Genomic DNA, 24,495 nt, shown 5'->3' on the forward strand with positions numbered 1-24,495 from the left:
CTGGCCTGCCAATGTCTGGCAAGATGCGTATTGATTTGAATTTCCAATGAGGATCTATGAAAATTCTGGTTGCCGTAAAACGGGTCATTGACCCCTACGTCAAAATCCGCGTGAAAACGGATCAAACAGGCGTTGAAACTCAAAACGTCAAAATGTCGATGAATCCCTTCGACGAAATCGCCGTGGAAGCGGCGCTGCGTCTGCGCGAACAGGGGCTGGCTACGGAAGTCGTGGTTGTTTCGATAGGGTCCGATGTCTGCCAGGATACCCTGCGTCATGGGCTGGCTCTAGGCGCCGACAGAGGTATCCTCGTGTCCTGCGACCGCGCCTTGTGCAGCCTCAACATTGCCAAAATTCTCCAGCAGATAAGCCATAAGGAGCAGGTTGATTTGATCCTCATGGGCAAACAGTCCATTGACGGCGATAACAATCAGACCCCACAAATGCTCGCTGCCCTGTTGAACTGGCCTCAGGCTACGTTCGCATCGGCGCTGACGCTGGAAAACAACCGTCTGCAGGTGACACGCGAAGTCGATGGCGGCCTGGAAACCCTGGCCTTGCCTTTGCCGGCAGTAGTCAGTACCGATCTGCGTCTTAACGAACCGCGTTATGCCAGCCTGCCGAATATCATGAAAGCCAAGCGCAAACCACTGGATATCATTCCTCTGGACAGTCTCGGTCTTAGTTTAAGAGATCATATTGAGGTGATGTCTGTCAAGGCACCGCCGGTACGTTCAGCCGGTATCAAGGTTGATTCGGTTGAGGCTTTACTGGACAAATTACGCAACGAAGCCAAAGTGCTTTGATACAGGAGAACGTATGAGCACCTTAGTCATCATAGAACACGATAATCAGCACATACATCCCGCAAGCCGGAACGCACTGGCTGCTGCTTTGCAGCTTGACTCCAGTCCGGCGCTGCTGGTAGCCGGCTCCTCCTGTCTGGGTGTAGCCGAACATGCCGCGACTCTGGCAGGTGCCGGTACGATTTTGTACGTGGATGCTCCCTGTTTTGCCCATCAGCTGGCGGAAAACATGAGTGAGCTGATTGCTTCGCTGGCCAGCTCCTACACCACGCTGCTGGCATCATCCTCTACCTTCGGGAAGAACCTGATGCCACGCGTAGCGGCTTTGCTGGATGTTGCCCAGGTATCGGATGTGAGTCGTATCATCAGCCAGGATGTGTTTGAGCATCCCGTTTATGCGGGCAACGCCATCGAAACGGTTAAAATGCTGGACAGTAAAAAAGTATTAACCATTCGCAGCACCGCATTCCAGGCTGTCAGCGACACTCAGCCGGCTTGCTGCATTGAGCGGGTTGAGGCCGTGGACACGCAGGGTAAAACCGAATTCGTCCGTCAGGAGCTGACTAAATCGGAGCGCCCTGAACTCGGCAGTGCAAAAATCGTGGTATCGGGTGGACGTGGCCTGCAAAGCGCTGAAAAATTCAGTCTGATTGAGGAGTTGGCTGATACGCTGGGAGCCGCCGTTGGGGCTTCACGCGCTGCTGTGGACGCAGGCTTTGTGCCTAATGATTATCAGGTTGGACAGACAGGTAAAGTGGTGGCACCGGATTTATACATGGCAATCGGAATATCCGGAGCCGTTCAGCATCTGGCCGGCATGAAAGACTCCAAAGTGATCGTAGCCATCAACAAAGATCCGGATGCCCCGGTTTTTCAAGTCGCTGATTATGGTCTGGTAGGGGATTTATTTGAAATTGTACCGCAACTTATTGAACAATTAAGGAAGACATCATGATAGTAGGAGTACCCAGGGAAATAAAACCACAGGAAAACCGTGTTGGCCTCGTGCCAGGCAGCGTAAGGGAAGTGGTTCGTGCCGGAAGCACCGTGTTTGTTGAAAAAGGCGCAGGTCTTGGCATTGGCATTGACGACGAGCAATACCGTCAGGCGGGTGCGGAAATTCTTGACAGCGCAGAGGAAATATTCGATCGCTCTGAACTTATCATCAAGGTTAAAGAGCCACAGCCGATTGAGTGTCGACGACTGCGCGAAGGTCAAACGCTGTTTACCTATCTGCATCTGGCTCCGGATCCACAACAGGCCCGCTTATTGAAAGAGTCTGGCGTAACAGCCATCGCGTACGAAACAGTGACGGAAGATAATGGTGGTCTGCCTCTGTTGACTCCTATGTCGCAGGTAGCTGGCCGCATGTCGATTCAGGCCGGTGCGCATTGTCTGGAAATGGCTCAGGGCGGCAGCGGAATTCTGCTGGGTGGTGTTCCTGGTGTTGCAGCGGGCAATGTGGTGGTTATTGGTGGCGGTGTGGTTGGTACCAACGCGGTGCGCATGGCCATGGGTATGGAGGCACGTGTTATTGTGCTGGATAAGTCCCTGTCTCGTCTGCGTGAGCTGGATTTTCAGTTTGGCGCCAAACTGAATACAATTTATGCTACGGAAGATGCGCTTGAGCATTATGTCCGCAGTGCCGATCTGGTGATTGGAGCGGTTCTGGTTCACGGTGCTGCGGCTCCCAAACTGGTTACCCGCAGCATGCTGCAGTCGATGCGTAAAGGATCAGTGGTGGTAGACGTGGCCATTGATCAGGGGGGATGTTTTGAAACCAGCCGACCCACCACGCATCATGAACCTACTTATGTTGTGGATGATGTGGTGCATTATTGCGTAGCCAACATGCCAGGTGCCGTACCCCGTACCTCAACCTTTGCTCTGAATAATGCCACCTTACCCTTTGTGATGAGTCTGGTCACCAAAGGCACGAAAAAGGCCTTGCTGAGCGACAGGCATTTCCTGAATGGCCTGAACGTTCACAAAGGCATGGTGACATTTGAAGCGGTGGCACGTGATCTGGGCTATGATTACGTCCCTGCGGCTGATGCTCTGGCGAACTGATTCAATAGAAGAGGGCGGCAGGCAGAAAGCCTGCCGCTTCGTAGTACCGGAGAAAAACGCCGGGCAGTCATTCCCGCCCGCGCTTAGTTATAATCGGCATACAAATCATAATCATCGCTGTCAACGATGGTCACGTCCACAAAATCACCCATTTTAACCTGGTCGTTAAGCGGCAGATAAACCAGTCCATCGATTTCCGGAGCGTCACTTTTGCTGCGGGCGATAACCTGCTCGTCAGTGATGCTGTCGATGAGAACGCGTTGTTCGCTGCCGATTTTCATCGCCAGTTTCTCACGACTGATTTCAGCCTGAACCTGCATGAACTGGTGATAACGCTCTTCCTTGACTTCATCCGAAACGGGATCAGCCAGCTCGTTGGCCCTGGCACCTTCAACCGGTGAGTACTGGAAACAGCCCACACGATCCAGTCTGGCTTCGCGCAGAAAATCCAGCAGCTCATGAAACTCTTCGTCTGTTTCACCAGGGAAGCCAACGATAAATGTGGATCGTATGGTGATATCCGGGCAGATTTCGCGCCATTTAGCAATGCGTGCCAGTGTATTTTCACTGCTGGCTGGACGCTTCATGGCTTTTAATACGCGCGAACTTGCGTGCTGCAGGGGGATATCAAGATAGGGCAGGATCAGGCCATCGCGCATCAGAGGAATGACGTCATCCACATGCGGATAGGGATAAACATAATGCAGACGCACCCAGATACCCAGCTCGCCCAGTTGCTCGCACAAATCGTAAAAACGGGTGCTGACCTGTTTGCCCTGCCACTCAACCGTTTCGTATCGGGTATCGACGCCGTAGGCACTGGTATCCTGCGAAATTACCAGCAATTCGTTTACGCCAGCGGCTTTCAGACGTTTGGCTTCTGACAGTAGCTGAGTCAACGGGTAGCTCTGCAGCTTGCCGCGCATGGTGGGGATGATACAAAAGGTACACTTTTGATTACAGCCTTCGGAAATTTTCAGATAGGCATAATGGCGGGGTGTCAGTTTGATTCCCTGTGGCGGTACCAGCTGAGTAAAGGGATCGGCTGGAGGCGGCAGATGCCTGTGAACGGCCCGCACCACCTCTTCGTAGGCATGAGCGCCGCTGATGTGCAACACGTCGGGGCAGGCCTCGCGTATGACATCGGCCTTGGCACCCAGGCAACCCGTTACAATCACCCGGCCATTTTCGGCCATGGCTTCCTTGATGGTGTCCAGAGATTCCGTTACCGCGGCATCGATAAACCCGCAGGTATTGACAACAACGACCCCGGCATCGTCATAGCTGGACACGAGGTCGTAACCCTGTGCACGTAACTGCGTAATAATCCTTTCTGAATCAACCAATGCTTTCGGGCAACCCAGGCTGACAAATCCTACCTTATGATTCATTTTTTTTCGCTGTCTGTAAAAAAAGAGCGCTAATTATACGAGGTTTCAGCGGGATTTGTCTAATGCTTGTGATTGTACTTCATCGCGGTAAGTGTTACATTGGCCCTTATGATAAAAACCACGATCCAAATCATCAATAAACTGGGCTTGCACGCAAGAGCGTCTGCAAAGTTTGTTGCTATGGCCGCCCGATTTCAAAGTCATATTGATGTCACTAAGCAGTCGCAGACTGTAAACGGCAAGAGTATTATGGGTGTCATGATGCTGGCAGCCAGTCAGGGCAGCGAACTGGTTCTGCAGATTGACGGGCCAGATGAAGTTGAAATGGAAAAAGCGCTGGTCGATCTGATTAACAATCGCTTTGGCGAGCCTGAGTAAACCCGCCAGCCTCCCTGACTATTGAGTATCTGATTTACGCGCGCGTCGCAGCGTGAACAGGAACTGCACGATGCCAGACAGCGCATAAATAACGAACCCTGTGAACAGTACCAGCGATGGGTTAGCAGCAATCGCTACAAACAGAACGACCATCAGCAGCAGATACAAAAAAGGTACCCGCCCCTTAAAATCAATCTCCTTGAAGCTGTAATAGCGCACATTGCTGACCATCAGAGCTGCGGTGATCACTGCAATAACCGCTGTCAGGATGGATACAATGACATTGTTCAGCTGATGCTGCTGGCACAGCCAGGCCAGAGAGCATACGATGGCAGCGCCCGGTGGACAGGCCAGCCCCTGAAAATAGCGTTTGTCGGCTGTTTCCAGCTGAGTATTGAATCGCGCCAGGCGTATGGCAACGGCGGCGGTATAGATAAACGCAACCAGCCAACCCAGTTTGCCAAGATGATTCAGGTTCCAGCAATACAGAAGCAGGGCGGGCGCCACACCAAACGTGACCATATCCGACATACTGTCGTATTGAGCGCCAAAATCAGACTGCGTATTGGTCAGACGCGCAATGCGCCCATCCAGGCTATCGGCAATCATACCAATAAAAATAGCAACAATCGCAACTTCGTATTGCGCTCTGAACGATGCCACAATAGAGTAGAAGGCAGCGAAGAGGCTGGCTGTAGTAAACAGATTGGGTAGTAGGTAAATGCCGGAATGATGTTCTTTTGGGTTCACGAGGTATCCGTATTCTAAAGAGTTAAACGCGAACATCCTAGCATAAATCTGCTTCCGCTTGCCAGTACGTCGTCTAAACACTCTGAATGATGCTATACTAGGGCATGGTATTTACACATTGTTATGAATATGATCAAAGATGATGATAAAAAAATTGTAATTGAAGGGGTAACTGAACAGGGCAAAACCTTTCGTCCCAGCGATTGGGCCGAACGGATGAGCGGCGTCATGGCCAGTTTTAAAAACAGCCGTTTTCATTATTCGCCCCTGTTGCAGCCCAGCGTCAATACCGAAGGGTTCAAATGCGTCCTGCTCGATCCGCGCCTGAAAGAAAGCAGCCCTCAGATTTATCAGGCCATCATGGCCTTTGCCAAAGAAAACAATCTGAAAATCTGCGGTGAAAATGAGTAGTGCGTGTTGACAACTGCCTTCGGGAATTTACTGAGTCGGTGCGTTGGATGTGAGGGTATAGGCCAGTATCTGCTGGATAATCCAGTTAATCATGCTGAGCGTGGTTTCAAAGTTCATGGAAAAAATTCCAGCCGTCAGGAACATCAGTCCCTTAGGGCCATGCTGCACACCCGGCTCGCTGGCCTGAGTCAACAGCACACAGCCACGCACAAACCAGATGATACCGGCCGTACGGATAATGACGGACATCGCATTGAAAATATTGTAGGGATTGTATTTACCGTATTCGAGAATATTCCCGGTGCCGAACAGTGTATTTGACAGCACACCGTATAAAGAAGGCAGAAACAACAGACCAGAGCCGCCAACAAGGTAGGCAATGGGGATAAACAGACTCTCACTGGCAGAACCAGCCGGGCTGCTGCCGATTTTATGGAGTTTGTGCAGCGCTATTATAAAAAAAAGAAGGCCGAGCACGTACCCCAGCCCGGCAACAAGATGTTGGACAGAAAAAGCGGATTGGCTGAGATGGCCAATCATTGATATGAGGTTATTGTTATCCATCTGTATAGTATATACCGAAAATTACGAGCTATTTTTTGTCCAGGTCTTGCAATACAGAATATTTCCCCTATATTAGGGAGCTTTTCAATCAGGATTGCCTCTACCATGCCATTAAACATATTTCCCGTCACGCTGGTCGAATCGTATATGATTTCGCCAAAAGTGAAGCATTTTGTTTTTCGTGCCGATCTCAGTCCTGCTTTTCAATATCTGCCCGGCCAGTTTATTACCATCCATTTTGAGCGTGATGGTAAACCCCTGAAGCGCAGTTACAGTATCGCGAATCCACCCGAAGAAAACAATCGAATTGAATTTGCCGCAGGTTATGTTGAGGGCGGACCCGGTACGGATTTACTCTTCAATCTCAAACCAGGCGACACTATTAATATCAGTGGCCCATTTGGTCGTCTGATACTGAAAGATGAGATTCCTGGACGTTACCTGCTCATCGCCACCAGCACCGGGGTTACCCCGTATCGTGCCATGCTGACAGAGTTGAAGGCGCGCCTCATGAGCAATCCATCTCTGAAGGTTGTTATTATGCTGGGTGTGCAGACTGCGGATGAAATTCTTTACGCGCAGGCGTTTAACGAGCTGGTAGAAGCCTGTCCGCAGCAGGTCAGCTTCCGCGCTCACCTGAGCCGGACTGGCCCCAGTGATCTGGCATCTGGCCAGTTTTCGGGCTATGTACAACATGCTTTCCCTGATTTGGCTCTGAACGCCGAACAGGATGTGGTTTATTTATGCGGCAATCCCGGTATGATTGATGCGGCGTTTGAGGCATTAAAAGAATCAGGGTTTACTTCACAACAAATCGTGCGTGAAAAATACATTTCAGCACGCTAAGGGAGATTATTAAACATGCATTACGAAGAATTGTCGGACACGATGGAGATATTGCTGCAGGATGGCAAGGGTATTCTGGCTGCCGACGAAAGCAATGGCACCATTGGCAAGCGATTTGCAACGATTGGTGTTGAAAATACAGAAGAATACCGTAGAGCCTATCGCCTGTTGCTGGCCACCACGCCAGGCCTGGAGCAATACATCAATGGCGTGATTCTGTTTGAAGAAACCTTCAGTCAAAAAGACGATGAGGGCACACCCATCGCTGAATTATTTGCCAAAAAAGGCATCGTTCCCGGAATTAAGGTGGATAAAGGTCTGGTTGAACTGGCCAATACCAATGGTGAGCAGGTGACTCAGGGGCTGGACGGCCTGACCGAGCGTCTGCTGCATTTCAAGCAACTGGGGGCCCGTTTTGCCAAATGGCGTAATGTGTATTCCATTTCTGAGTTCACGCCCAGTCTGACGGCTATTAAGGCCGGTGCCGAAATGCTGGCGCGTTATGCCGCCTGCTGCCAGGCTGTGGGTATTGTACCGATTGTAGAGCCAGAAGTGCTGATGGACGGCGATCACAGCATCGAATACTGTGCTGAAGCCTCTGAAATGGTGCTGCATGAAGTGTTTAACGCTTTGTTTGTTCATCAGGTCGAGCTGGAAAACATCGTACTGAAGCCCAGCATGGTAACCAGCGGTAAATCGGCTTCACCGTTCAGCAGTCCGGAAGATGTTGCTGATTACACTGTCAGCGTGTTTCGTAACAACGTGCCAGCGGCTGTTCCAACCATTAATTTCCTGTCAGGTGGCCAGACGCCGCAACAGGCTACTGCTAACCTGAATGCGATCAACGCAACCGGCTATCAGCCATGGAATTTAAGCTTTTCCTACGGCCGGGCTCTGCAGGAAGACTGTCTGAAGGTATGGGCTGGCAAGCATGAGAACGTTGCTGCTGCTCAGGATGCCCTGTTGAAACGTGCGCGCTTAAACAGTGCCGCCTGCTTCGGCGAGTATCAGCCAGACATGGAAGCGTAATCAGTCCAAAACGAAGCGCGCGCACAAGGGCAGATGGTCCGAGAGCGTGCGCCAGGGTTTACCCTGAAAGCATTTGACATCCAGTACACCAATCCCACGAAAATAAATCCGGTCAACGCACAAAGCCGGTTTCAGTGCCGGAAACGAGCGGGCATGCCGGCCTTCCAGAAAATGAAACGCTTCCTGAATACCCAGGGCTTCTTCCAGCGGGCTGGACAGGTGCCGTCGCCAGTCGTTGAAATCTCCAGCCATGATCAGCGGCTCGTCTGCCGGTACGTTATCTCTGATCCAGGCTATCATGGCTTCCATTTGAAAGGCGCGTTCGGCTTTAAACAGGCCTAAATGAACGCAGAGCAAATGCAGAGAACCTCCTGTGTCTGTTTTCACTTCCGCATGCAGGATACTGCGCGATGCCCGGTTTCGGCTCGACAGGTTGACGTTTTCAAAACGGACAAAGGGGTATTTGCTTAAAATGGCGTTGCCATGGTGACCAGATTGATAAATGGCGTTTTTGGCATATAGAAAATGCGGCCAGTCGTGTTCGGCCATGTATTCAAACTGAGGCAGGGCAGGCCAGCTGCCGATGCGTCTGGCACGCTTGTGGTGCAGGCCCTGTACTTCCTGTAAAAAAACAAAATCCGGGTTAATGCCAGACAGGGCATTACGCATTTCTGGCAGCAGAAACCGCAGTTTCCCAACCCCAAAGCCCTTGTGGATATTGTATGTGACCAGCGATATATGCTGTTGTTGCTTCATTAACTGACCAGATTGTCGTCCTCAGTCAGGATAATAGCATTAAACGCCACAAGGCTGCCAGGGTAACATAGCGGTCGCAGCAATGTTCGGAGCGCCCAGCCATCTCGAAGTTGATCAGTTCAAATTTAGATGGGACAGCCCTGACCAGGTTTGGCGCAGATATTGCGTCTCTCCCCCAGGTAGGCTAAGCTCCCGCAAAGCCTGAGGCAAATAATCCCTCGTTTCATTATATAATCCGGACATGACAGCATGAGCATTCTTACCCTGAACCGCGTTACCCTCAACCTTGCCGGCAATCGCCTGCTGGATGCCGCAGACTGGCAGATTCAGGCTCAGGATCGCATTGCGCTGGTTGGGCGTAACGGTGCCGGTAAATCATCGCTGCTGAAATTACTGCAAGGGCAGCTGGTGGCCGACAGCGGCCAGATTAGCCAGTTAAATGGTCTGCGCGTTGCCAGTCTGACTCAGGAAGTTCCGGTAACGGCGCACGAATCCGTATACCATTTCCTTGTTAAGGGTCTTGGCGATATCGGCGAGCTGCTGGCCGAGTTTCACCGCCTGTCTATGGGCGGTGATTTGAACCAGCTGGCTGTCTGCCAGCAGAAAATGGACAATCGCCACGCCTGGGATTTACTGCCCCGCGTTGACATGATGGCCAGCCGCCTCGGCCTCGATCCTCTGACCGAGATGAGCGATTTATCCGGTGGTATGAAGCGACGTGCACTGCTGGCCGCCTCTTTGATAGCCGCGCCCGATCTGTTGCTGCTCGATGAGCCCACTAACCATCTCGACATGGATTCCATTGAGTGGCTGGAGGCTTATCTGCGCACCTATACTGGCAGCCTGGTGGTCGTAACCCACGACCGGGAGTTTCTCGGGCAGGTAGCCAACCGCATTGTTGAAATTGATCGCGGCAAACTGAACACCTACGATTGCGACTACGCGACCTACCTCGATCGCCGTGAAGCCATGCGCCTTGCGGAAGAGAAACAAAACGAGCTGTTTGATAAGCGTCTGAGCGAAGAGGAAGTGTGGATTCGTACCGGTATTAAAGCAAGACGCACGCGCAACGAAGGTCGGGTAAGAGCCCTGAAGGCGATGCGGGAAGAATACAAGGCCCGTCGCCATCAAATGGGCAAAGTAAAGGGTTTGAGTACTGATGTCACGCGCTCAGGTTCGCTGGTGTTTGAGGTAGACAGACTGAATTATTCGATCGGCGGAAAAAACCTGATCAAGGATCTGTCGTTGCTGGTTACCCGTGGTGACAAGCTCGGAATAATCGGCCCGAATGGGTGCGGTAAAACAACGCTGATTCGTCTCCTGCTTGGTGAGTTGCAGCCCGATTCCGGTACAGTCAGGCAGGGTACTTCGCTGGATGTTGCCTATTTCGATCAGCTGCGCCGCCAGCTGGATGAGCAGCAGACTGTGATGGCCAACGTGGGTGATGGCGCTGATTACGTGACCATTAACGGTAAACAAAAGCATGTTGCGACCTATCTGCGCGAGTTTCTTTTCCCTCCCGAGCGATTCAATCAAACTGTAGCCACGCTGTCTGGCGGTGAGCGTAACCGTCTGTTGCTGGCTAAATTACTGGCCAAACCCGTGAATCTGCTCATTATGGACGAGCCGACCAACGATCTGGACATTGAAACGCTCGAACTGCTGGAGACTCTGCTGGTAGAATACAAAGGCACACTCTTGCTGATAAGCCATGACCGGGCCTTCATTAACCAGGTTGTGACCAGTGTACTGGTGTGGGAAGGGGAGGGGCAGTTTAACGAATACGTTGGTGGATACGATGACTATCGGCGACAGAAAAAGCAGCAACGCGACACCGCCCCTGAAAAGACGGTGGTTCGCAGCAGCAATGACGCGAAATTATCGTTTAATGAACAGCGTGAACTGGGCCTGTTGCCACAGAAAATTGAGCAGCTGGAGCAGGAGGTTGCTGATCTACACTTAAAAATGACAGCGCCGGAATTCTATCAGCAGGAGGCCGCTGTGCTGACAGAATTTAATCGCCATCTGGCTGAGCTTGAAACGCAGCTGGCAGGCCTGTATCAACGCTGGGAATGGCTGGAAGAAAGGAGTTAGTACCATGATGGAGAGCCTGGTATTTTTTGTGCTGGTTGCCGCAATACTGGTGATATTTTTGCATGATTTTGGCAAGCTGCTAAAAAAACTGTTTGCCAAACCCTGGTTTGCCTTGTTTGTACCTTTGCTGATGGTGAGTTATGCCCTGGTCACCTTTGAGTCATTTTTTGTCTGGCTGTTAGTCAAGGCACAGATTTATCTGATTTCGGCTGTGGAGTTCCTCGCTTCGCTGCTGCCGTTCACCATTGGTGCCAGCAGCACAGCCGCTGTGATTTTATTGATGCTCATGACGTTTTTACCGATGGGCGGGATCATGATATGGAATAAACGCAGAATGTTTCAGGCCGTCCCCAATGTCTGGATGGTGGGGCTGTTCACCTGGCTTATTGTCAGCACCCTGCTGGGTTTGTCTCTGGTTACCTGAAGCCGTCCTGGCTATATGGCGCGCAGACTCAGGGACTGCTCACATCAGGCTTTGCAGGCTGGTCTATAATTTGATCACAAAGACCAGATAAGAGCTCATTGTGAATGCGAGTAAATTCAAAAATCTCTATCACCTGATGGGATTTACCTACGAGCAGAATATTATTGATCATAGCCTGACGTCGGATATTACAGGTGTAATTGACGACGATGCTTTCTGGGAGGGAAAAGAGCAGTGCTGGGTTGATTATGATGTGACGAAAGTTCAGGTAAAAAAGACAATCATAGTATCCGCCTGGTATTTTGCTGAGATGTCGGAAAAACTGAAGGCAAAATTTGTCTTTGTGCTGGAGCAGCTGATTGAGGCCGGCCATGACGTTTATGTTTCCCAGAATGACGGGCTTAAGAAAGTGAAGGATAGGACGCTTCTGGATCGTGAGCTCGCCGATTTTCAGCCCATTGAATCAAAAGACGCGGTCAGCCAGGCTGCGGCGCAGGGATTGTCGGTTGATTCGCTCGATATCATCAATACCAAACGCCTGCTTGAGCTGACTGACTATTTTGCGGCGCCCGGTGACAGGCCTGACTCCAATGCTTATCTCCCAATGTCGCGGGAGTCTTTTCAATCCCTGAACATACCGCTTGATCCGGATGATCGGGCTTTTATACATTTTAGAAGAGAAACAGAACCAGCGAAGCCCGATCCACTTGTGGGTGAGCTCATCATTAACTCTGATGTTCAAGACCAGGATTTAGACAGGATTATTGCGCAATACCCATCGCTGGAGCGCCTGGTTATCAACTCTTCCAATATCAATGCCATACAGTTAGCCAGGCTTCTCAATCATTACAGGAATCTGAGCAGTCTGAGTCTGTATGCCTGTACCAATCTGTATCAATATGATTTGCCTGTGTTGGAACCCGGAGCGCTTGCCAGCCTGAAAACCCTGTCAATTGAACGATGCGACATCTCTCCTTTTACCCTCAACAGGCTCTTAACACAGACACCCCTGTTAAGCGGTTTCAGATTCAAAGACAGCTGGCATAATTTCAAAACAGAACTATTGCTGGGTCCCGGCCAAATCGAAAAAGGAACCTTATACATATCATTCACTCCGGATTTCTCAAAGCTGGTTTTTACGGTATTAAACGAAAAAGACGAGAAGAAGGAACTCTATTTTTCCATGGCCGATTATCCCGGAAGCATGGACACAGTTCAGCGCGTTTTGACAGGTGGCCTTGATGAGACCGCCATTGCGTCGATATTTGATGATTTTTTAAAGCAAAACCCGGGCTTTCAGTTTGATATAGCAAAAGCCAAAAACCAGTTACTTGGTTACCAGGCAGCGTATAATCTCGGTGCCAATGGGCTGAGTCACCTGCGGCATTTAAGCTTCGAGGACTATAACTTTACGCCGGAAATAACGGAAAATCTGCTTGCTGCCTGCCCTGATCTCGAAACCCTGACCTTCCGTTATCTGTTGGAAGGATGGATGACCGAGGCCATGCTGCCGCTCCCTCAAGTCAAAGAGGTCAACGTGAGTGGACTGCCTCGTATTTCAACCCTGGCGCGATTATTTTCAAAATGTCCCAGTCTGACAAGGCTTGGGATTGAAAACACACGTTTTCTCATCGACGCTGGCAGCGATTGGATAGACCGGGAAACCTTAGAACGATTTAAAAAAATCACTTCTCTGACTTTGGATAAAACCAGTACAAGCGCTTTGTTTGAACTGCTTAATCTGTCGCCTGATCTGGAGTATCTGGAGCTTAGAAGCATTATCGATAAGGAAGAAAGTCAGCCATTGCGCTCTATTCCTCCTTTGCGCCATTTGAAACATCTGAACATTGATTTAATGTTTATGCATGCGCAGGATTTTCAAAAAATAATCAAGTCGGCGCCTCAGTTGACCAGCCTGAAAATTGCAAACACCTACAATTCTGAGCGAGAAGAGCTGACTCTGGAACCTGAACAATTAAAAAATCTGAAGCAGCTTGAGGTGTCTGGAGGAATTCGTTATTCCGATTTGATTCGTCTTTTGTCAGCGGCTCCCAATCTTGAACAGCTGACTATCAATAACTGTTATTATGAAGAGGGCGACTTTACGCCTCTTCCAGTTGGGTATTTAGGAAAACTTACCCGAATCAATATCTTTTCTGCCACGGTGAGAGATGCCTTGCTGGCAAACCTGATCTCGGCTTCGCCGAGGCTGTCACGAGTGGGGATGGATAATCGCTACAGGGTGGATAGATCAGGTGATTTTCATCACGTGCTTAACCCCGATGGCAGATATTTGAAACATTTGAGCAGTGTCAGTGCTCATCTGTCTGAAGCGCAATGCCTGAATATTTTATCGACGGCGCCTGAACTTCGAGAGGCTCGCTTTAATGTAGATTTTTCTGGTCAGGAAATAAATAACTCCGTGCTTGCCTCCCACGCACTCGGAACGCTTACTGTTGAAGGGAATACGTTTGGCCGGGCAGATAATTTTTCCACTCTGTCTATGCAGAGTGACGCCCTTCGCGTACTCCGTTGGCGTAATGTGGTGCTTTCAGCGGATGCCTCAATACCGGACAACCTGGAGCATCTGGTGCTGGACAGGGTTGATGTGTCAATCGATACACTTCGTGCTGTTCTGACCAAATCCGGGCATATAATAGACGTGAGCCTCATATGCTGCGATCGCATCAGCTCAGAGGATATCCAGATTTTAGAGAAGGAATTTCCTTATATCCGCTTTGCATTTGTGGCGAGCCCAAACCCTGTGTATTCTAATCGTCCTGCTTCAGCATCGCAGGCATCCCGCGTATTACCGACGACATCCTCTACGCCGGTTCCAGGGAAAGCTCCCGACAGGATGACGGTGGATGGCGGTTTTGAACAGGACGAAAAGAAGGTCCACCAGGGGCAGGAAATATTTAAATCCAGAAACGGCGCTGACGTTCATTTAGAGCACTATCACTTACATGCCTATGATTACTGCCCCAACGATCAGACAAGCCCGTTTCATCTCAGGCAGCCTGACGCAGACAACATCGAAGCACTTAAGCCCAGACAGATTGATCCGGCACAAATGCATGCTGATTTTCCAGGGAACAGCCAGGTTGATTTCTTTGGCAGAAAGGAGTTCCGCAACCTGTCGCCCAATGTCTGGCATCAATTACCGGGGCTGTCTCATCAGGATGAGCTGATTGAGTCGGGTACGAGAGCAAATCATAAGATAGAGTATTGCCGGGACAAAAACAGTGGCTATCTGTATTTTCGGGTACTGGCGGATAATCCGGTTTCTCTGTCTCTCAGTTTTACCCTTCGATCCAGACCGGTGTTTAATACATCGGTATTGAATCTGAGCGAGAAAGAGGCCGCTGAATATCTGCGTCTTATCGGCGATCTGGCGTTCGACAGTCGCGGGCTTTTAATAGACAATAACGCGTTTCGTCAATTGCAGGGCCTGTCAAAAGACCGGCTCATCGAGGCATTACGTCAATATTGTTCTTTTCCGACCCCCTTTACCAGTGACTTTAAAGGGCCTGGCTATGCCACTCTGAACTATACCCTCAAACAACGTGCGGGGGCCTGTCGGCATCGGGCCATGTTGTTCACCGCCCTGGCATCCAGCTTTGGCATAAAAGCTCACTATGTGACCAATGATCTTCATGCCTTCACCAGCGTTTTGAGTGGGAACGGTGAGCGAATGGTTTTTGATTTGGGCGGTGCTCCTGCCAATGCCCAGATAAGCCCGCTCAAGGAAGAACCTGATCTGTCCGCGGCTCCCAGAGTGTCGGGATCCGCCCGAACAGTAAAAAGAGCTCCTGAGCTGTTCGAGTTATCCGAAACGAATCGCTTTCAGACCTGGCGCACGCATCGGCTGCAGGCAGACGATGCTCCCGGTCTGGTTAACGAGCTTAGTGCTGCAGCCGGACGCCCCAGGCGTCAGCTGGTCGTAACCCATGACAGACAGTCAATAGAGGCCATTCACTCGGCATGGGCAGGCTCGGATGCGCATGATGCGTCTTTTTTCAGCCCAAATCTGGACTCAATGTCGCTGGAATGCGGGAAAATAGAGGGCGGTGGCAGCCAGCGCGTAGACACCCCTCTGGCGCGCTTTTTGAAACGGGCAGGGGAGCACGACAGGCCCGTCACCTGGTTTATCGACTGGTCCGATTCCAAGGCCGAGCACATCAGTCTGAACAGTATCATTGATAATGAGGAGCCCCATGTTAACGGGCTACGTATACCGCCAAATGTGAGGATTGTCGCGATAATGGACAAGGCATCGGCGGAAAACATGGGCGAAGAATACCTGTCCAGGATTGATGCCACCAGTCAGGCGCCATATTTGACGGTGCCTGCGAGAAACCAGGAACCAAAGGCAGAAATTGAGCCCGATGACGCGCTGATCGTTCATGAAAATGACTGGAAAAAAGAACTGCTGGGACAGGTTTACATCGAAAAAAATACGCTTCATATACGCAATGGTAAGCTGACTGAGGCAGCCAAAACGGGTCATCCTCTGTCTTTAACAATCCACAATGCACCCTGGGCTGACCGTGAGTTTCGTTTCTTTATTGATGAGCTTAACAAAACCGGCCGTTTTTTCTACAACGGTGAGTACCATAGCCTGCCAGTGGGATTTCAGTTGCATTTTCGATCCCCGCTTGTTGATTTGTCTTCCCTGCTGGTTCGAGAGGAAGCATCGTCATCAGGCGATACTGCGGTATTAAATCCGGCCACTTATGCATCGTTTTTTCCGCGTCTGAGTCTGGGCAGACAAGGGGTTAAAAACGCACCCGGATTATTTCAGCTCAATCAGGGCAAGGAAGTCTGGCTCAAGTGCAGCGAGAACATGAACCCACTGGAATGGTTTAAGCTGTTGTCAGAGGCAAAAAAACACCAGGTCAGGCTGCGCTTTCAACCCGTGCCGGGGGTGCAGATACCGGAGCAGCTCAGGGAAAGGCAAGTGCCGTCAGCCTTGCTGCGTCCCCATGCTTCGATTCAGCCTGTAGAGGCCGGCGATATCGATGAGGCCCTGGATGCGCTGAACATGCCGCAGGCGGAGGTCATCTCTGTCACTCAGAAGACACGCTTTGATTCCTTGTTTTTTCATGTCAGGCGCGATGAGTATGGAAGCTTTTATGGTGAGGAAACGGATCTGCTCCGTATGGTTAGACGCGGACAGCCTATTGTCTTGAAGGGGCAGTTTTCAAAAACATTTATCCAGAAAATGCAGACGCTGCTGGTCGATCCCCCCTCGCTGACCGTCAATGGCCGGCGTTATCCTGTATCCGGATCCATCACGTTTCTAAGCGATGAGCCTGGCTCATTTGCAGCATGCGTACACGAGAAGAGGCCTTATGATCCCGAAGTGGATTTGCAGCGTATCCCCCAGCCATTTCAGGACAGGCTCAGGCAGGTATATCGTGACTGGAACATCAAGCCCTGTCACAGCCATTTTGAAGCATTTCCATTTCAGGGAGGGCAGGAGGCGCAGCAGAGCTGGTATCAGGATTTATACAAGGGTCTTGGCCTGTCGGTGGGCCGTTTCAGCAAGCCAGAAAATCAACCCTCCAGCTCCAGTCGGATTGAAAACACTCAGACAACCGAACCTGATGAATTAATCGCGTATCTGCGCGACAGACCTTTTGTGTTTCTGGTCAGTGAATCGGGTGCCGGAAAGAGTCATTTTTTAAACAAACGAATTCGCGAAGAGGTTCCTGGCGTCAGGCTGTTTAACGAAATGAACCAGATAGAGCAGTGGGCTGCGTCAAAAGATGAGCTGCCCATATTGTTTATCGACGAGGCCAACATATCCACGGAGCAGTATCAGGTCTTTGAAAATCTGGCCAAAGGTGAAAAAAGCATCTGGCTGAATGGTAACAAATATGATCTTGGCAGGCATAAAGTCGTTTTTGCCGGCAATCCTGAGCGTTATGGTGGTCGCATTCAGGCCAGTCTCTTTAAACGCTATCCCTGGTATATGGAGTTCAAGGCACAGCCGCTTGAAAATATAATCGCGCCCTTTTTGACGTATTTTGACCAGCGTGGCGAGATGGGGGCGCTGTTAATGCACCACTATGAAAAGGCTCAACAGGCAGGCCTGGTTATCACACCCCGTAATGCCATAAACATCTGCCAGACAGCGTTTGTGCTGAAGAAGCAGTTACAGGACACGGGCCTGAGCGATGATGCCTTTATGCATTATGCCATCATCAACGAACTCAAGAGCCTGACTATAGACAACAGCAAGACCAAAAGACTGGTTCAGGACATAAAAGCCAGCGATGTGTGGCAGGCATCGCGCGACACCTTAACGAACTCGCTCAAGGCGTTGATGCCCAATCTTCAGAACGGCGGGTTTGAGTGGACGCCGTCACGAATAAAGACAGGTCTTGTCCTGCTTACCATGCTGCTGATTCGTGAAGAAAAAATAAAGGCCAGTGAGCGTCCTGGTCTTATAGATCCTGATTCAGACAAACCCCGGTTCAGGCAGGAGCATGGCATCAACGGCTTTCTGCTTGAAGGCGCGCCAGGTCTTGGAAAGAGTCGGTTATGCGTTGCCATGCTGAGGGCAATGGATATCGAGCCGGTCATTATACAGCTGAGCAAACCCCAGGAAGCCCGGGAAAAAATGCTGGCGGCATTTCATAACGGTGAGGTGGTGATTATCGATGAGTTTAACAGCCTGACCGACGAAAAACTGCTGAACGATTTGCTGTCAGGCCTTGATCCTGAAAAAAATCCACCGGAAAAGCCTGGCTTTTGCGTTCTCGCCACACAAAATCCTGTTTCATTGAAAAACAGGAGCGTGCTGTCGGCTGCCACGGAAAATCGCTTCATGACACGGATTCTAAAAAAATACAGCCTTGAAGAATTAAAAACCGTATTAAAGAACACATTCCAACTTGGGACAGAGGACATTTCTTCTCTGTTAAGAGAGCACAAAGAGGCCAGACAATACGGTAAGCATCATGGCTTTTTCCCTTTGCCGGGAACAAGAAATCTATTCACGGAAGCAAAGACCGTTTTGGATGAAGCAAGCGCCAGCGACGGGTTGCCGGACACATCTGAGCCGGCCAGTGTTAAGCCTCCTGGCAAGAGATGATCTTTTTTCATAATCTTAAGGACGCCTTAAGATTAAAAGTTTAAAATGGACGCATAAACACAAGTGGGGTATTTCATGGCTAAAAATGCACAGTTGAGAGAAGCGCTGGAAAACATCAACCGCTTGACTGATGAATCGCGGGCGGCACTGGATGCGATTGTCCAGGCAGATTATGGCATTGATCGAGATCTATATAGTGCCGCGTTCCGTAAAGCGATAAAAGATCATGAGGCATTCTGGCGCAGCACCGTGCCAGATCTTAGAGACCCGATGGTTGTGTTTGATAACTCCACAGATTTTATTGATCCTTCGGATAAAAACGAAAACAATTTACCCTTGTTATTCGTGCTGGCGGTAAAGCGTCGGGTGATTGCGGCTATGGATGAGTTGAGTAATGATGCTCTGCTGTCTATCATCACAGCCCGTCAAAACAATGGCAATCTGGGCCAGATTCTGAATACCGAACCCTGTAAAACGACTCTTGGTGTACTGGATCCTTCTCTAGGTATTCATGAGGATAATGATTTATACGCGGGCATCCTGGATGACATTGTCCGTTCAGCTGCTAAAATCCTTTATGTGCGTGAGTCTGAAAAGATAGTTAACGAGACTTTCGGCGGAAGGCTGGAACACGTTGCAGCGTTGTTGAACCGTGATAATAAGGCCTTTTGTGACGCGGTAGTATTACCCGGAGAGGCATTGCCCTCCATCATTTTCCCCTCCCTGGATCCTTCCGATGCCCCGGCTGTGAAGGTCAGTCTGGGACAACACTATGTCAACGCCGTTATTAATCTCGGTATTGACGAACTGGATGATCTTAAAAAAATAGCTGCTGCCAGCAATACCGCTGAATTACGCGCACGGCCAATCCGTGGCGCTTTAAACGACGCCAGCGCCCGGCTGATTATCAACGACAGCAATGCGGCATCCTTCCGCCTGGCAGCGGCAGGCAAGGCGCTGCTCCTGTCACTGGCGCGCTGCTCCGATGTGGCGGCGCTTGATGCTATAGCCGCAGCCACTACCGGCGCTGATTTGAGCGCGGTTCTTGAAGCGCACCCGGCTCTTGGTCTTTCAGGTACGGCGAATGAAGCTTTTCGCCGTACGGTCGCTGATATGAACTCGATAGATGCGATTCAGACGGCGGCTCAGGTATATGGTAAAACTCTCAGTGCTGATGTGGCCGAGCTGGCGTATTTCATTGGCGATGAAGCCTGGGCCCCTGGGATTTCTCTTGGGAATCCGGTGGTTAATCCGACCGCTTTAGCGACACACTTTCGCGATAAATTTCTTCCGGCGTTGACGGATCTGTCTGCTGTTCAGGCTCATTTCGAAATAGAAGGGAATCAAACGCTGCTGCGGGAGCAATGCCTTATTCGAGTTATGAAAGAAGCCTTCAAAAAAATGAGTGCAGATGATCTGCAACGGTTTAATAACGTCCAGAGTATGTCGGACCTTAAGCAACAGACTGCTTCCCTGCTGGGTGACCCCCGTGCTCATGATTTGCTGGACAAGGCTCCCAGCCTCCAGCGAACGCTCCGCGCTCTGGCACTTTGCGAGAGGCTGGTATTGAGGGCTGAGGGTAATAGCCAGTTAGCTGGCATGATAGATCTTATAAACAAGCTGGATAATCAATTTTTTAAGAATATTCCAGTTACAGAACAAAACTACATCCGCGGGCGTTTAACGCCGGCCCTGCTGCGTAATTTCCCTGTGCCCGACGAGGCCGCTGCCAAAAAACTGATGGCCGTGGTGAATGCCGAAGACGAGGCCGCATTCAAAGCCGCACTGACCGATATTGACATAACGGCTCAGGACTGGGTCAACAGCGAAACAATGGCGGCAGCACAACAGGCCGCGGTTGAGCGCGCGCTGAGCCTGCAAATGGCCAGCTCATCGAATTACGATGCCAGCTACAGACCTCAGCTGATGAAGCTGTTGCTTAGCCTGCCTCTGGCGGATCAGCGTAAACGGCTGGCCAATGAGCAATTCATGCCTGCTATTTTGAATACCAGGAAGCGAGATGAATTAATCAGCATTTTGAATATTGAGCCAGATAAAATTACTGACGAACTGGCTGCGGAAGTGAACGGTATTGGCAACAGCCAGTATATTATCAATGCCGAGCTGGCACGACATCTGGCTGGCGTCACCTTGGACAGAACCCGAATTCAAAACATTAACGCCATGTTGTCGGCTCTGCCTCCCAATGCGGTGGATTTTTCGACCGCAGCGTATCCAGATACGATCAATACCATCGCCAGCCTTCTGGATTCAAATGACCGGGACCGATTTCGCTCATCATGCGGTCTGGATGCCTCAGGTACAATCGCGAATTCCGCTGTGCAGGCTGCAATGGAACAACAGCGGGAGTTTAATGCGCTGTTGCTGGCACGCGACACCAGCCGATACACGCAGGAAAAGACCCTTTTTCGCGATTACGTCCTGACACTGCGTAAAGGGAAAGCGTTTGATGTGAAGGCGGAACCTGATAAGAATCTATTACCTGAGCTGGTAAGTACCGGGTCATACCGCGAATTTATGAAAAGCGCTCCTGTATCTGGTCTGGAGCCGGTGTTTCAGAAATCCTTTAAAAATACCTTCACACTGGAACGGTATAACCGTCTGAAGCCAGGACTGAATAAAACCAGATTTACACGCCCAGAAATTGTTGAAGATGCGCTTAAGGACAGCAAGGCCAGACTGAACAAAAGTAAAGGGCCAATTGAGGCTTTGTCTAAACTGGACGGTGATATACACAACACCTTGATCCAGCTGAGTAAAACGGATGCGCTGGACTGGCTGAGTCCTGAGTTTCAGGCAACCGCTATTAGCGACGCGAAACTCCTGCAGCACCGTTTTCAAGGCCTGCCAGAAGCATGCGACGAGATATGCCGGCAGTTTAATGCCCGTATCGACCAACTGGATCAGCAGCTGAGCGCGTTGCCTAAGGAAGGCACCATACCGAGAATGTTGTCAGAAGAGCAGCTGGCCGCCATTGAGGAGCATCGTAAGGAACTTAAAGCCACCTTAGGGAATCTTCTGAACGGTGCGGCTATGTATGAGGGGTTGCAGCTCTGGTTTCGTGGTAATCCCGCAGCGCCCGTCAACACGCTTGAAAACAAGGGTCTGGTGGCTTTACTTGATGAAGTGGTTTCAGGGAACACGGATATCGCCCGCTTTATTGGTTATCATTGTACCCGCAAGGAATACGACCTGGCTGACAAGGAAAAACTGCTGAACAGAACGCTGCCCCGGGATCGCCTGGCTGCCGGAGCGATGGAAGTTGAGAACGATAGGGAAGAGGTAGAAAAAGATCACTACGTCGTAGGCACCAAAGCGCCAGCGGGTAAATTTTATGAATACACCATTGGCAAAACGGAGCAGACAAAAGGCTGCTTTATCGAAGAACGTCTTGCTGGTGATTTATCGACCAGAATGGAAGATGGCATAATGGAGGTCATACCAAAGGCGCGGTACACCGTGAGCGTATTTCCCGCCAGCGATAATGGCACGGAAAAGGCACGGGTTGAATTTGCCATGGCCCTGGCCTGCCAGATTCTGCGCGACCGGCCAGCCAACAGCAATCGCCCTATTACCCTGAGGCGAGGCGACGAAGCACAGCTGTCTTATGTCTGGACGGCTCTGATGATTCTGGGCAAGGAAAATCCGCATCTTAACATAAATGAAAAGACCATCCGGATTGACTCGCATGAATTTAATCCCAAAACTCAGACTGGTATACTGGGGGGCAATGGTTTTGCCCGCAACTCGATTTATAACACCGCGTTCAAGGAACATCCGGGACTGAGTACTATGATTGGTTCCTTTAATGGATTTTCAAAGAAAAAATTCGAGGGGCAGAGTAAAGAGCGGGTCGAGACGCTCAAGGCGGCTCAGAGGATGGGCGAGTTCAAAAAGCAATTGCTTAAAGACCCTGATGAGACGATGAAAAAAATTAAAGACAGTAATCTAAGCGACGAGAATGCACCACCGTCACTGAAACCGTGATATGGTGTTAAATAATAAAAATTTCCAGGGAGTGATATGACGAACAATGCATTGCCAATCGGTGTGTTTGATTCCGGTATGGGTGGCCTGACGGTGCTGCGCGCACTGAAAAAAACGCTGCCACGGGAATCCTTTATTTACCTCGGCGATACCGCGCGTCTGCCTTATGGCACCAAGAGTGCCGATACCGTGCAGCAATACGCTTCGCAAATGGCACGTGTACTGATTGAGCGGCAAATCAAGGCGCTGGTGATTGCCTGCAACACAGCAACCACCGCGGCCTTACCGCATTTGCAGGCCATGCTGCCGAATATTCCGGTGATTGGTGTGGTGCGTCCGGGTGCGGTAGCCGTGATCACCGCGACCAGAAACCAGCGCATCGCCGTGCTGGCAACGGAAACAACGATCGCATCCAATGCCTATCAGCGCCTGATTTGTGAACAGTTACCAGGTGCTACCATCAGCGCACGCGCCTGCAGCGTGCTGGTTGCTCTGGCGGAAGAGGGGATGGTGTCGAATGCCGTCGCGCGTGAGGCTCTGACGCATTATCTGTCGGAATTTCACGATGAAGATACCCTGTTGCTGGGCTGCACGCATTTTCCAGTATTTAAACCCTTGCTGGCCAGTCTCCTGCCGGAAACAGTCAATATCGTCGACTCAGCTGACGCCACGGCAATTGCCCTGCACCAGGTTCTGGAATCCAATCAGTTGCTGGTCAGCAAGCAAAGTCAGGCAGAAGAAACACGCTATCTGGTCACGGACTCCATCCGCCGCTTTCAACACGTAGGCGAGATTTTTCTGGGTGAAGTATTACCAGGCGAGCACATCGAGCTGATTGACGTCTGCGATTTCGCTAAAGCCTGAGAAGGTTGAGCTCAGGTATAACTCGATGTAGGGTGGGCACGTCGCTTCCGCTCCTTTGCCCACCCTGCCCATGCGATCCGAACTCTGCTCAACCTGCCGTACTCAGCCAGCGCGTCAGCGAAATCTGTGTTTCTTCCAGCACATCCAGCAGCTGATGATAAAGCCTGTCGAGGGACTGGCTGTAGCCAGCCTTGCGGTAGCGCTCCAGATACTGGCAGGCATATTGCATTTTTATCGTGCCGCAATACATGGCGCCGCTTTTAATCTTATGAGCCAGATTCTCCACCAGATCCCAGTCTTTATCGGCATAGGCTTTTTTGATCTGGCTGAGGTCATCCGGAAGTGCCATGGTCACCATAACATTGAGCATACTTTTAAACAGGGAGCGGCTGCCCATGGTCTGAATGCCAAGATCCGCGTCCAGCAACGGATATTTTTCCAATTGAAATAACTGCTCTTCCGTATCCGGCAGATCACGCCCCAGCTGGCCGTACTCGTTAACATCCGTCACATTGTTCCCTTATTATGCCTTATCGTTCACACGCAAAAAAATCTGCGTAAAATAGAGTCTGCCTTGTTTATCATGTACAACGCCAATACCGGTCAGGTTGTATTTTCCGTCGATGTTTCGCTTATGCCCCGGGCTTTTCAGCCAGCCGTTAACCACGATGCTGGCGCTTTTGTAATTATACGCTACGTTTTCCGCAGCACCCATGGGCTGCTGGGGAACTCTGGCATAAATACGTTTGACACGTTCAGAAAAATACGCGTGGCCGAATGGGATTTTATGATTCGCCATGTCACGGCTGTGCTGCCTTGCCTCGCTGGACATGAGCGGGTTCATCCGCAGGGGATTGAGGCCATGTGCCTTTCGATACTGGTTAATCTTGACCAGAATTTCCTGTTCAATACTCGCATCGGACTCCGTCGCATGCAGGGAAAAAGGCAGGCTTAATAAGGCCGACAGCAGGCCACTTATCAAATATGTTCGCAGGTTCATCA

General features: G+C 50.6%; 18 protein-coding genes. 12 read left to right on the top strand and 6 right to left on the bottom strand.

What is annotated here, in order from left to right; genetic code table 11:
- Positions 1 to 56 precede the first annotated feature (56 nt).
- Genes ACQUTA_RS00330 through ald form a run of 3 tightly spaced genes read left to right on the top strand, consistent with a single transcriptional unit; the run spans position 57 to position 2,876 of the window.
- Positions 57 to 806, top strand: coding sequence for an electron transfer flavoprotein subunit beta/FixA family protein (locus ACQUTA_RS00330; protein ID WP_444986100.1), 750 nt, complete (start codon positions 57 to 59; stop codon positions 804 to 806).
- 13 nt (positions 807 to 819) lie between these two features.
- Positions 820 to 1,761 carry an electron transfer flavoprotein subunit alpha/FixB family protein gene (locus ACQUTA_RS00335; protein WP_444986102.1) on the top strand — a complete coding sequence of 314 codons (942 nt, stop codon included), beginning with the start codon at positions 820 to 822 and terminating at the stop codon, positions 1,759 to 1,761.
- Positions 1,758 to 2,876, top strand: coding sequence for an alanine dehydrogenase (gene ald, locus ACQUTA_RS00340; protein WP_444986104.1), 1,119 nt, complete (start codon positions 1,758 to 1,760; stop codon positions 2,874 to 2,876). Before ACQUTA_RS00335 ends, ald begins: the two co-directional genes overlap by 4 nt.
- Before the next feature lie 83 nt (positions 2,877 to 2,959).
- Here ald and rimO read toward each other — a convergent pair whose 3' ends face one another.
- Positions 2,960 to 4,267, bottom strand: a complete 1,308-nt coding sequence (gene rimO / locus ACQUTA_RS00345) for a 30S ribosomal protein S12 methylthiotransferase RimO (RefSeq protein ID WP_444986106.1) — start codon at positions 4,265 to 4,267, stop codon at positions 2,960 to 2,962.
- Positions 4,268 to 4,375: 108 nt separating this feature from the next.
- Between rimO and ACQUTA_RS00350 the strand changes: the two genes are divergently transcribed.
- The gene (locus ACQUTA_RS00350) at positions 4,376 to 4,645 is read left to right on the top strand and encodes an HPr family phosphocarrier protein (RefSeq protein WP_444986108.1); all 270 of its coding nucleotides are present in this window, start codon (positions 4,376 to 4,378) and stop codon (positions 4,643 to 4,645) included.
- 18 nt (positions 4,646 to 4,663) lie between these two features.
- Here ACQUTA_RS00350 and pssA read toward each other — a convergent pair whose 3' ends face one another.
- Positions 4,664 to 5,395 carry a CDP-diacylglycerol--serine O-phosphatidyltransferase gene (gene pssA / locus ACQUTA_RS00355; protein ID WP_444986110.1) on the bottom strand — a complete coding sequence of 244 codons (732 nt, stop codon included), beginning with the start codon at positions 5,393 to 5,395 and terminating at the stop codon, positions 4,664 to 4,666.
- Positions 5,396 to 5,524: 129 nt separating this feature from the next.
- Here pssA and ACQUTA_RS00360 point away from each other — a divergent pair, with 129 nt between their 5' ends.
- A complete protein-coding gene (locus ACQUTA_RS00360; RefSeq protein ID WP_444986438.1) occupies positions 5,525 to 5,806 on the top strand; it encodes a DUF3579 domain-containing protein in 282 nt (93 codons plus the stop codon).
- Positions 5,807 to 5,833: 27 nt separating this feature from the next.
- On the opposite strand, the gene ACQUTA_RS00365 is transcribed toward ACQUTA_RS00360, so the two are convergent.
- Positions 5,834 to 6,370, bottom strand: coding sequence for a type IV secretion protein IcmC (locus ACQUTA_RS00365; RefSeq protein ID WP_444986112.1), 537 nt, complete (start codon positions 6,368 to 6,370; stop codon positions 5,834 to 5,836).
- Between the two features lie 105 nt (positions 6,371 to 6,475).
- On the opposite strand from ACQUTA_RS00365, the gene ACQUTA_RS00370 reads away from it, so the two are divergent.
- Both ACQUTA_RS00370 and ACQUTA_RS00375 read left to right on the top strand, forming a co-directional pair.
- Positions 6,476 to 7,216, top strand: a complete 741-nt coding sequence (locus ACQUTA_RS00370; protein ID WP_444986114.1) for a ferredoxin--NADP reductase — start codon at positions 6,476 to 6,478, stop codon at positions 7,214 to 7,216.
- Positions 7,217 to 7,231: 15 nt separating this feature from the next.
- The gene (locus ACQUTA_RS00375) at positions 7,232 to 8,245 is read left to right on the top strand and encodes a class I fructose-bisphosphate aldolase (protein WP_444986116.1); all 1,014 of its coding nucleotides are present in this window, start codon (positions 7,232 to 7,234) and stop codon (positions 8,243 to 8,245) included.
- On the opposite strand, the gene ACQUTA_RS00380 is transcribed toward ACQUTA_RS00375, so the two are convergent.
- Positions 8,246 to 9,001, bottom strand: coding sequence for an endonuclease/exonuclease/phosphatase family protein (locus ACQUTA_RS00380; protein ID WP_444986118.1), 756 nt, complete (start codon positions 8,999 to 9,001; stop codon positions 8,246 to 8,248). It abuts the gene before it with no gap.
- A 249-nt stretch (positions 9,002 to 9,250) separates the two neighbouring features.
- On the opposite strand from ACQUTA_RS00380, the gene ACQUTA_RS00385 reads away from it, so the two are divergent.
- The 5 genes from ACQUTA_RS00385 (at position 9,251) to murI (ending at position 23,493) form a co-directional block, all read left to right on the top strand.
- The gene (locus tag ACQUTA_RS00385) at positions 9,251 to 11,095 is read left to right on the top strand and encodes an ATP-binding cassette domain-containing protein (protein ID WP_444986120.1); all 1,845 of its coding nucleotides are present in this window, start codon (positions 9,251 to 9,253) and stop codon (positions 11,093 to 11,095) included.
- 4 nt (positions 11,096 to 11,099) lie between these two features.
- On the top strand, positions 11,100 to 11,519 hold the full coding sequence (locus ACQUTA_RS00390) for a hypothetical protein (RefSeq protein WP_444986122.1): 420 nt from the start codon (positions 11,100 to 11,102) through the stop codon (positions 11,517 to 11,519).
- A gap of 100 nt (positions 11,520 to 11,619) precedes the next feature.
- Positions 11,620 to 18,621: an AAA family ATPase gene (locus ACQUTA_RS00395; RefSeq protein WP_444986124.1), complete on the top strand. Its 7,002-nt coding sequence runs from the start codon at positions 11,620 to 11,622 to the stop codon at positions 18,619 to 18,621.
- 75 nt (positions 18,622 to 18,696) lie between these two features.
- Positions 18,697 to 22,629: a hypothetical protein gene (locus ACQUTA_RS00400; protein ID WP_444986126.1), complete on the top strand. Its 3,933-nt coding sequence runs from the start codon at positions 18,697 to 18,699 to the stop codon at positions 22,627 to 22,629.
- A 36-nt stretch (positions 22,630 to 22,665) separates the two neighbouring features.
- Positions 22,666 to 23,493, top strand: a complete 828-nt coding sequence (gene murI, locus ACQUTA_RS00405; protein WP_444986128.1) for a glutamate racemase — start codon at positions 22,666 to 22,668, stop codon at positions 23,491 to 23,493.
- Positions 23,494 to 23,581: 88 nt separating this feature from the next.
- On the opposite strand, the gene ACQUTA_RS00410 is transcribed toward murI, so the two are convergent.
- Both ACQUTA_RS00410 and ACQUTA_RS00415 read right to left on the bottom strand, forming a co-directional pair.
- Positions 23,582 to 24,004 carry an Hpt domain-containing protein gene (locus ACQUTA_RS00410; protein WP_444986130.1) on the bottom strand — a complete coding sequence of 141 codons (423 nt, stop codon included), beginning with the start codon at positions 24,002 to 24,004 and terminating at the stop codon, positions 23,582 to 23,584.
- 12 nt (positions 24,005 to 24,016) lie between these two features.
- Complete coding sequence (locus ACQUTA_RS00415) at positions 24,017 to 24,493, bottom strand: CAP domain-containing protein (protein WP_444986132.1); 477 nt, start codon at positions 24,491 to 24,493, stop codon at positions 24,017 to 24,019.
- Positions 24,494 to 24,495: the final 2 nt, after the last annotated feature.

The sequence above is a fragment of the Legionella navarrensis genome, assembly GCF_052527415.1.

What these genes read in the sequence shown, in the direction of transcription:
- ACQUTA_RS00330 (WP_444986100.1), top strand. Translation starts at nt 57, where the DNA reads ATGAAAATTCTGGTTGCCGTAAAACGGGTCATTGACCCCTACGTCAAA.
- ACQUTA_RS00335 (WP_444986102.1), top strand. Translation starts at nt 820, where the DNA reads ATGAGCACCTTAGTCATCATAGAACACGATAATCAGCACATACATCCC.
- ald (WP_444986104.1), top strand. Translation starts at nt 1,758, where the DNA reads ATGATAGTAGGAGTACCCAGGGAAATAAAACCACAGGAAAACCGTGTT.
- rimO (WP_444986106.1), bottom strand. Translation starts at nt 4,267, where the DNA reads ATGAATCATAAGGTAGGATTTGTCAGCCTGGGTTGCCCGAAAGCATTG.
- ACQUTA_RS00350 (WP_444986108.1), top strand. Translation starts at nt 4,376, where the DNA reads ATGATAAAAACCACGATCCAAATCATCAATAAACTGGGCTTGCACGCA.
- ACQUTA_RS00360 (WP_444986438.1), top strand. Translation starts at nt 5,525, where the DNA reads ATGATCAAAGATGATGATAAAAAAATTGTAATTGAAGGGGTAACTGAA.
- ACQUTA_RS00365 (WP_444986112.1), bottom strand. Translation starts at nt 6,370, where the DNA reads ATGGATAACAATAACCTCATATCAATGATTGGCCATCTCAGCCAATCC.
- ACQUTA_RS00370 (WP_444986114.1), top strand. Translation starts at nt 6,476, where the DNA reads ATGCCATTAAACATATTTCCCGTCACGCTGGTCGAATCGTATATGATT.
- ACQUTA_RS00375 (WP_444986116.1), top strand. Translation starts at nt 7,232, where the DNA reads ATGCATTACGAAGAATTGTCGGACACGATGGAGATATTGCTGCAGGAT.
- ACQUTA_RS00380 (WP_444986118.1), bottom strand. Translation starts at nt 9,001, where the DNA reads ATGAAGCAACAACAGCATATATCGCTGGTCACATACAATATCCACAAG.
- ACQUTA_RS00385 (WP_444986120.1), top strand. Translation starts at nt 9,251, where the DNA reads ATGAGCATTCTTACCCTGAACCGCGTTACCCTCAACCTTGCCGGCAAT.
- ACQUTA_RS00390 (WP_444986122.1), top strand. Translation starts at nt 11,100, where the DNA reads ATGATGGAGAGCCTGGTATTTTTTGTGCTGGTTGCCGCAATACTGGTG.
- ACQUTA_RS00400 (WP_444986126.1), top strand. Translation starts at nt 18,697, where the DNA reads ATGGCTAAAAATGCACAGTTGAGAGAAGCGCTGGAAAACATCAACCGC.
- murI (WP_444986128.1), top strand. Translation starts at nt 22,666, where the DNA reads ATGACGAACAATGCATTGCCAATCGGTGTGTTTGATTCCGGTATGGGT.
- ACQUTA_RS00415 (WP_444986132.1), bottom strand. Translation starts at nt 24,493, where the DNA reads ATGAACCTGCGAACATATTTGATAAGTGGCCTGCTGTCGGCCTTATTA.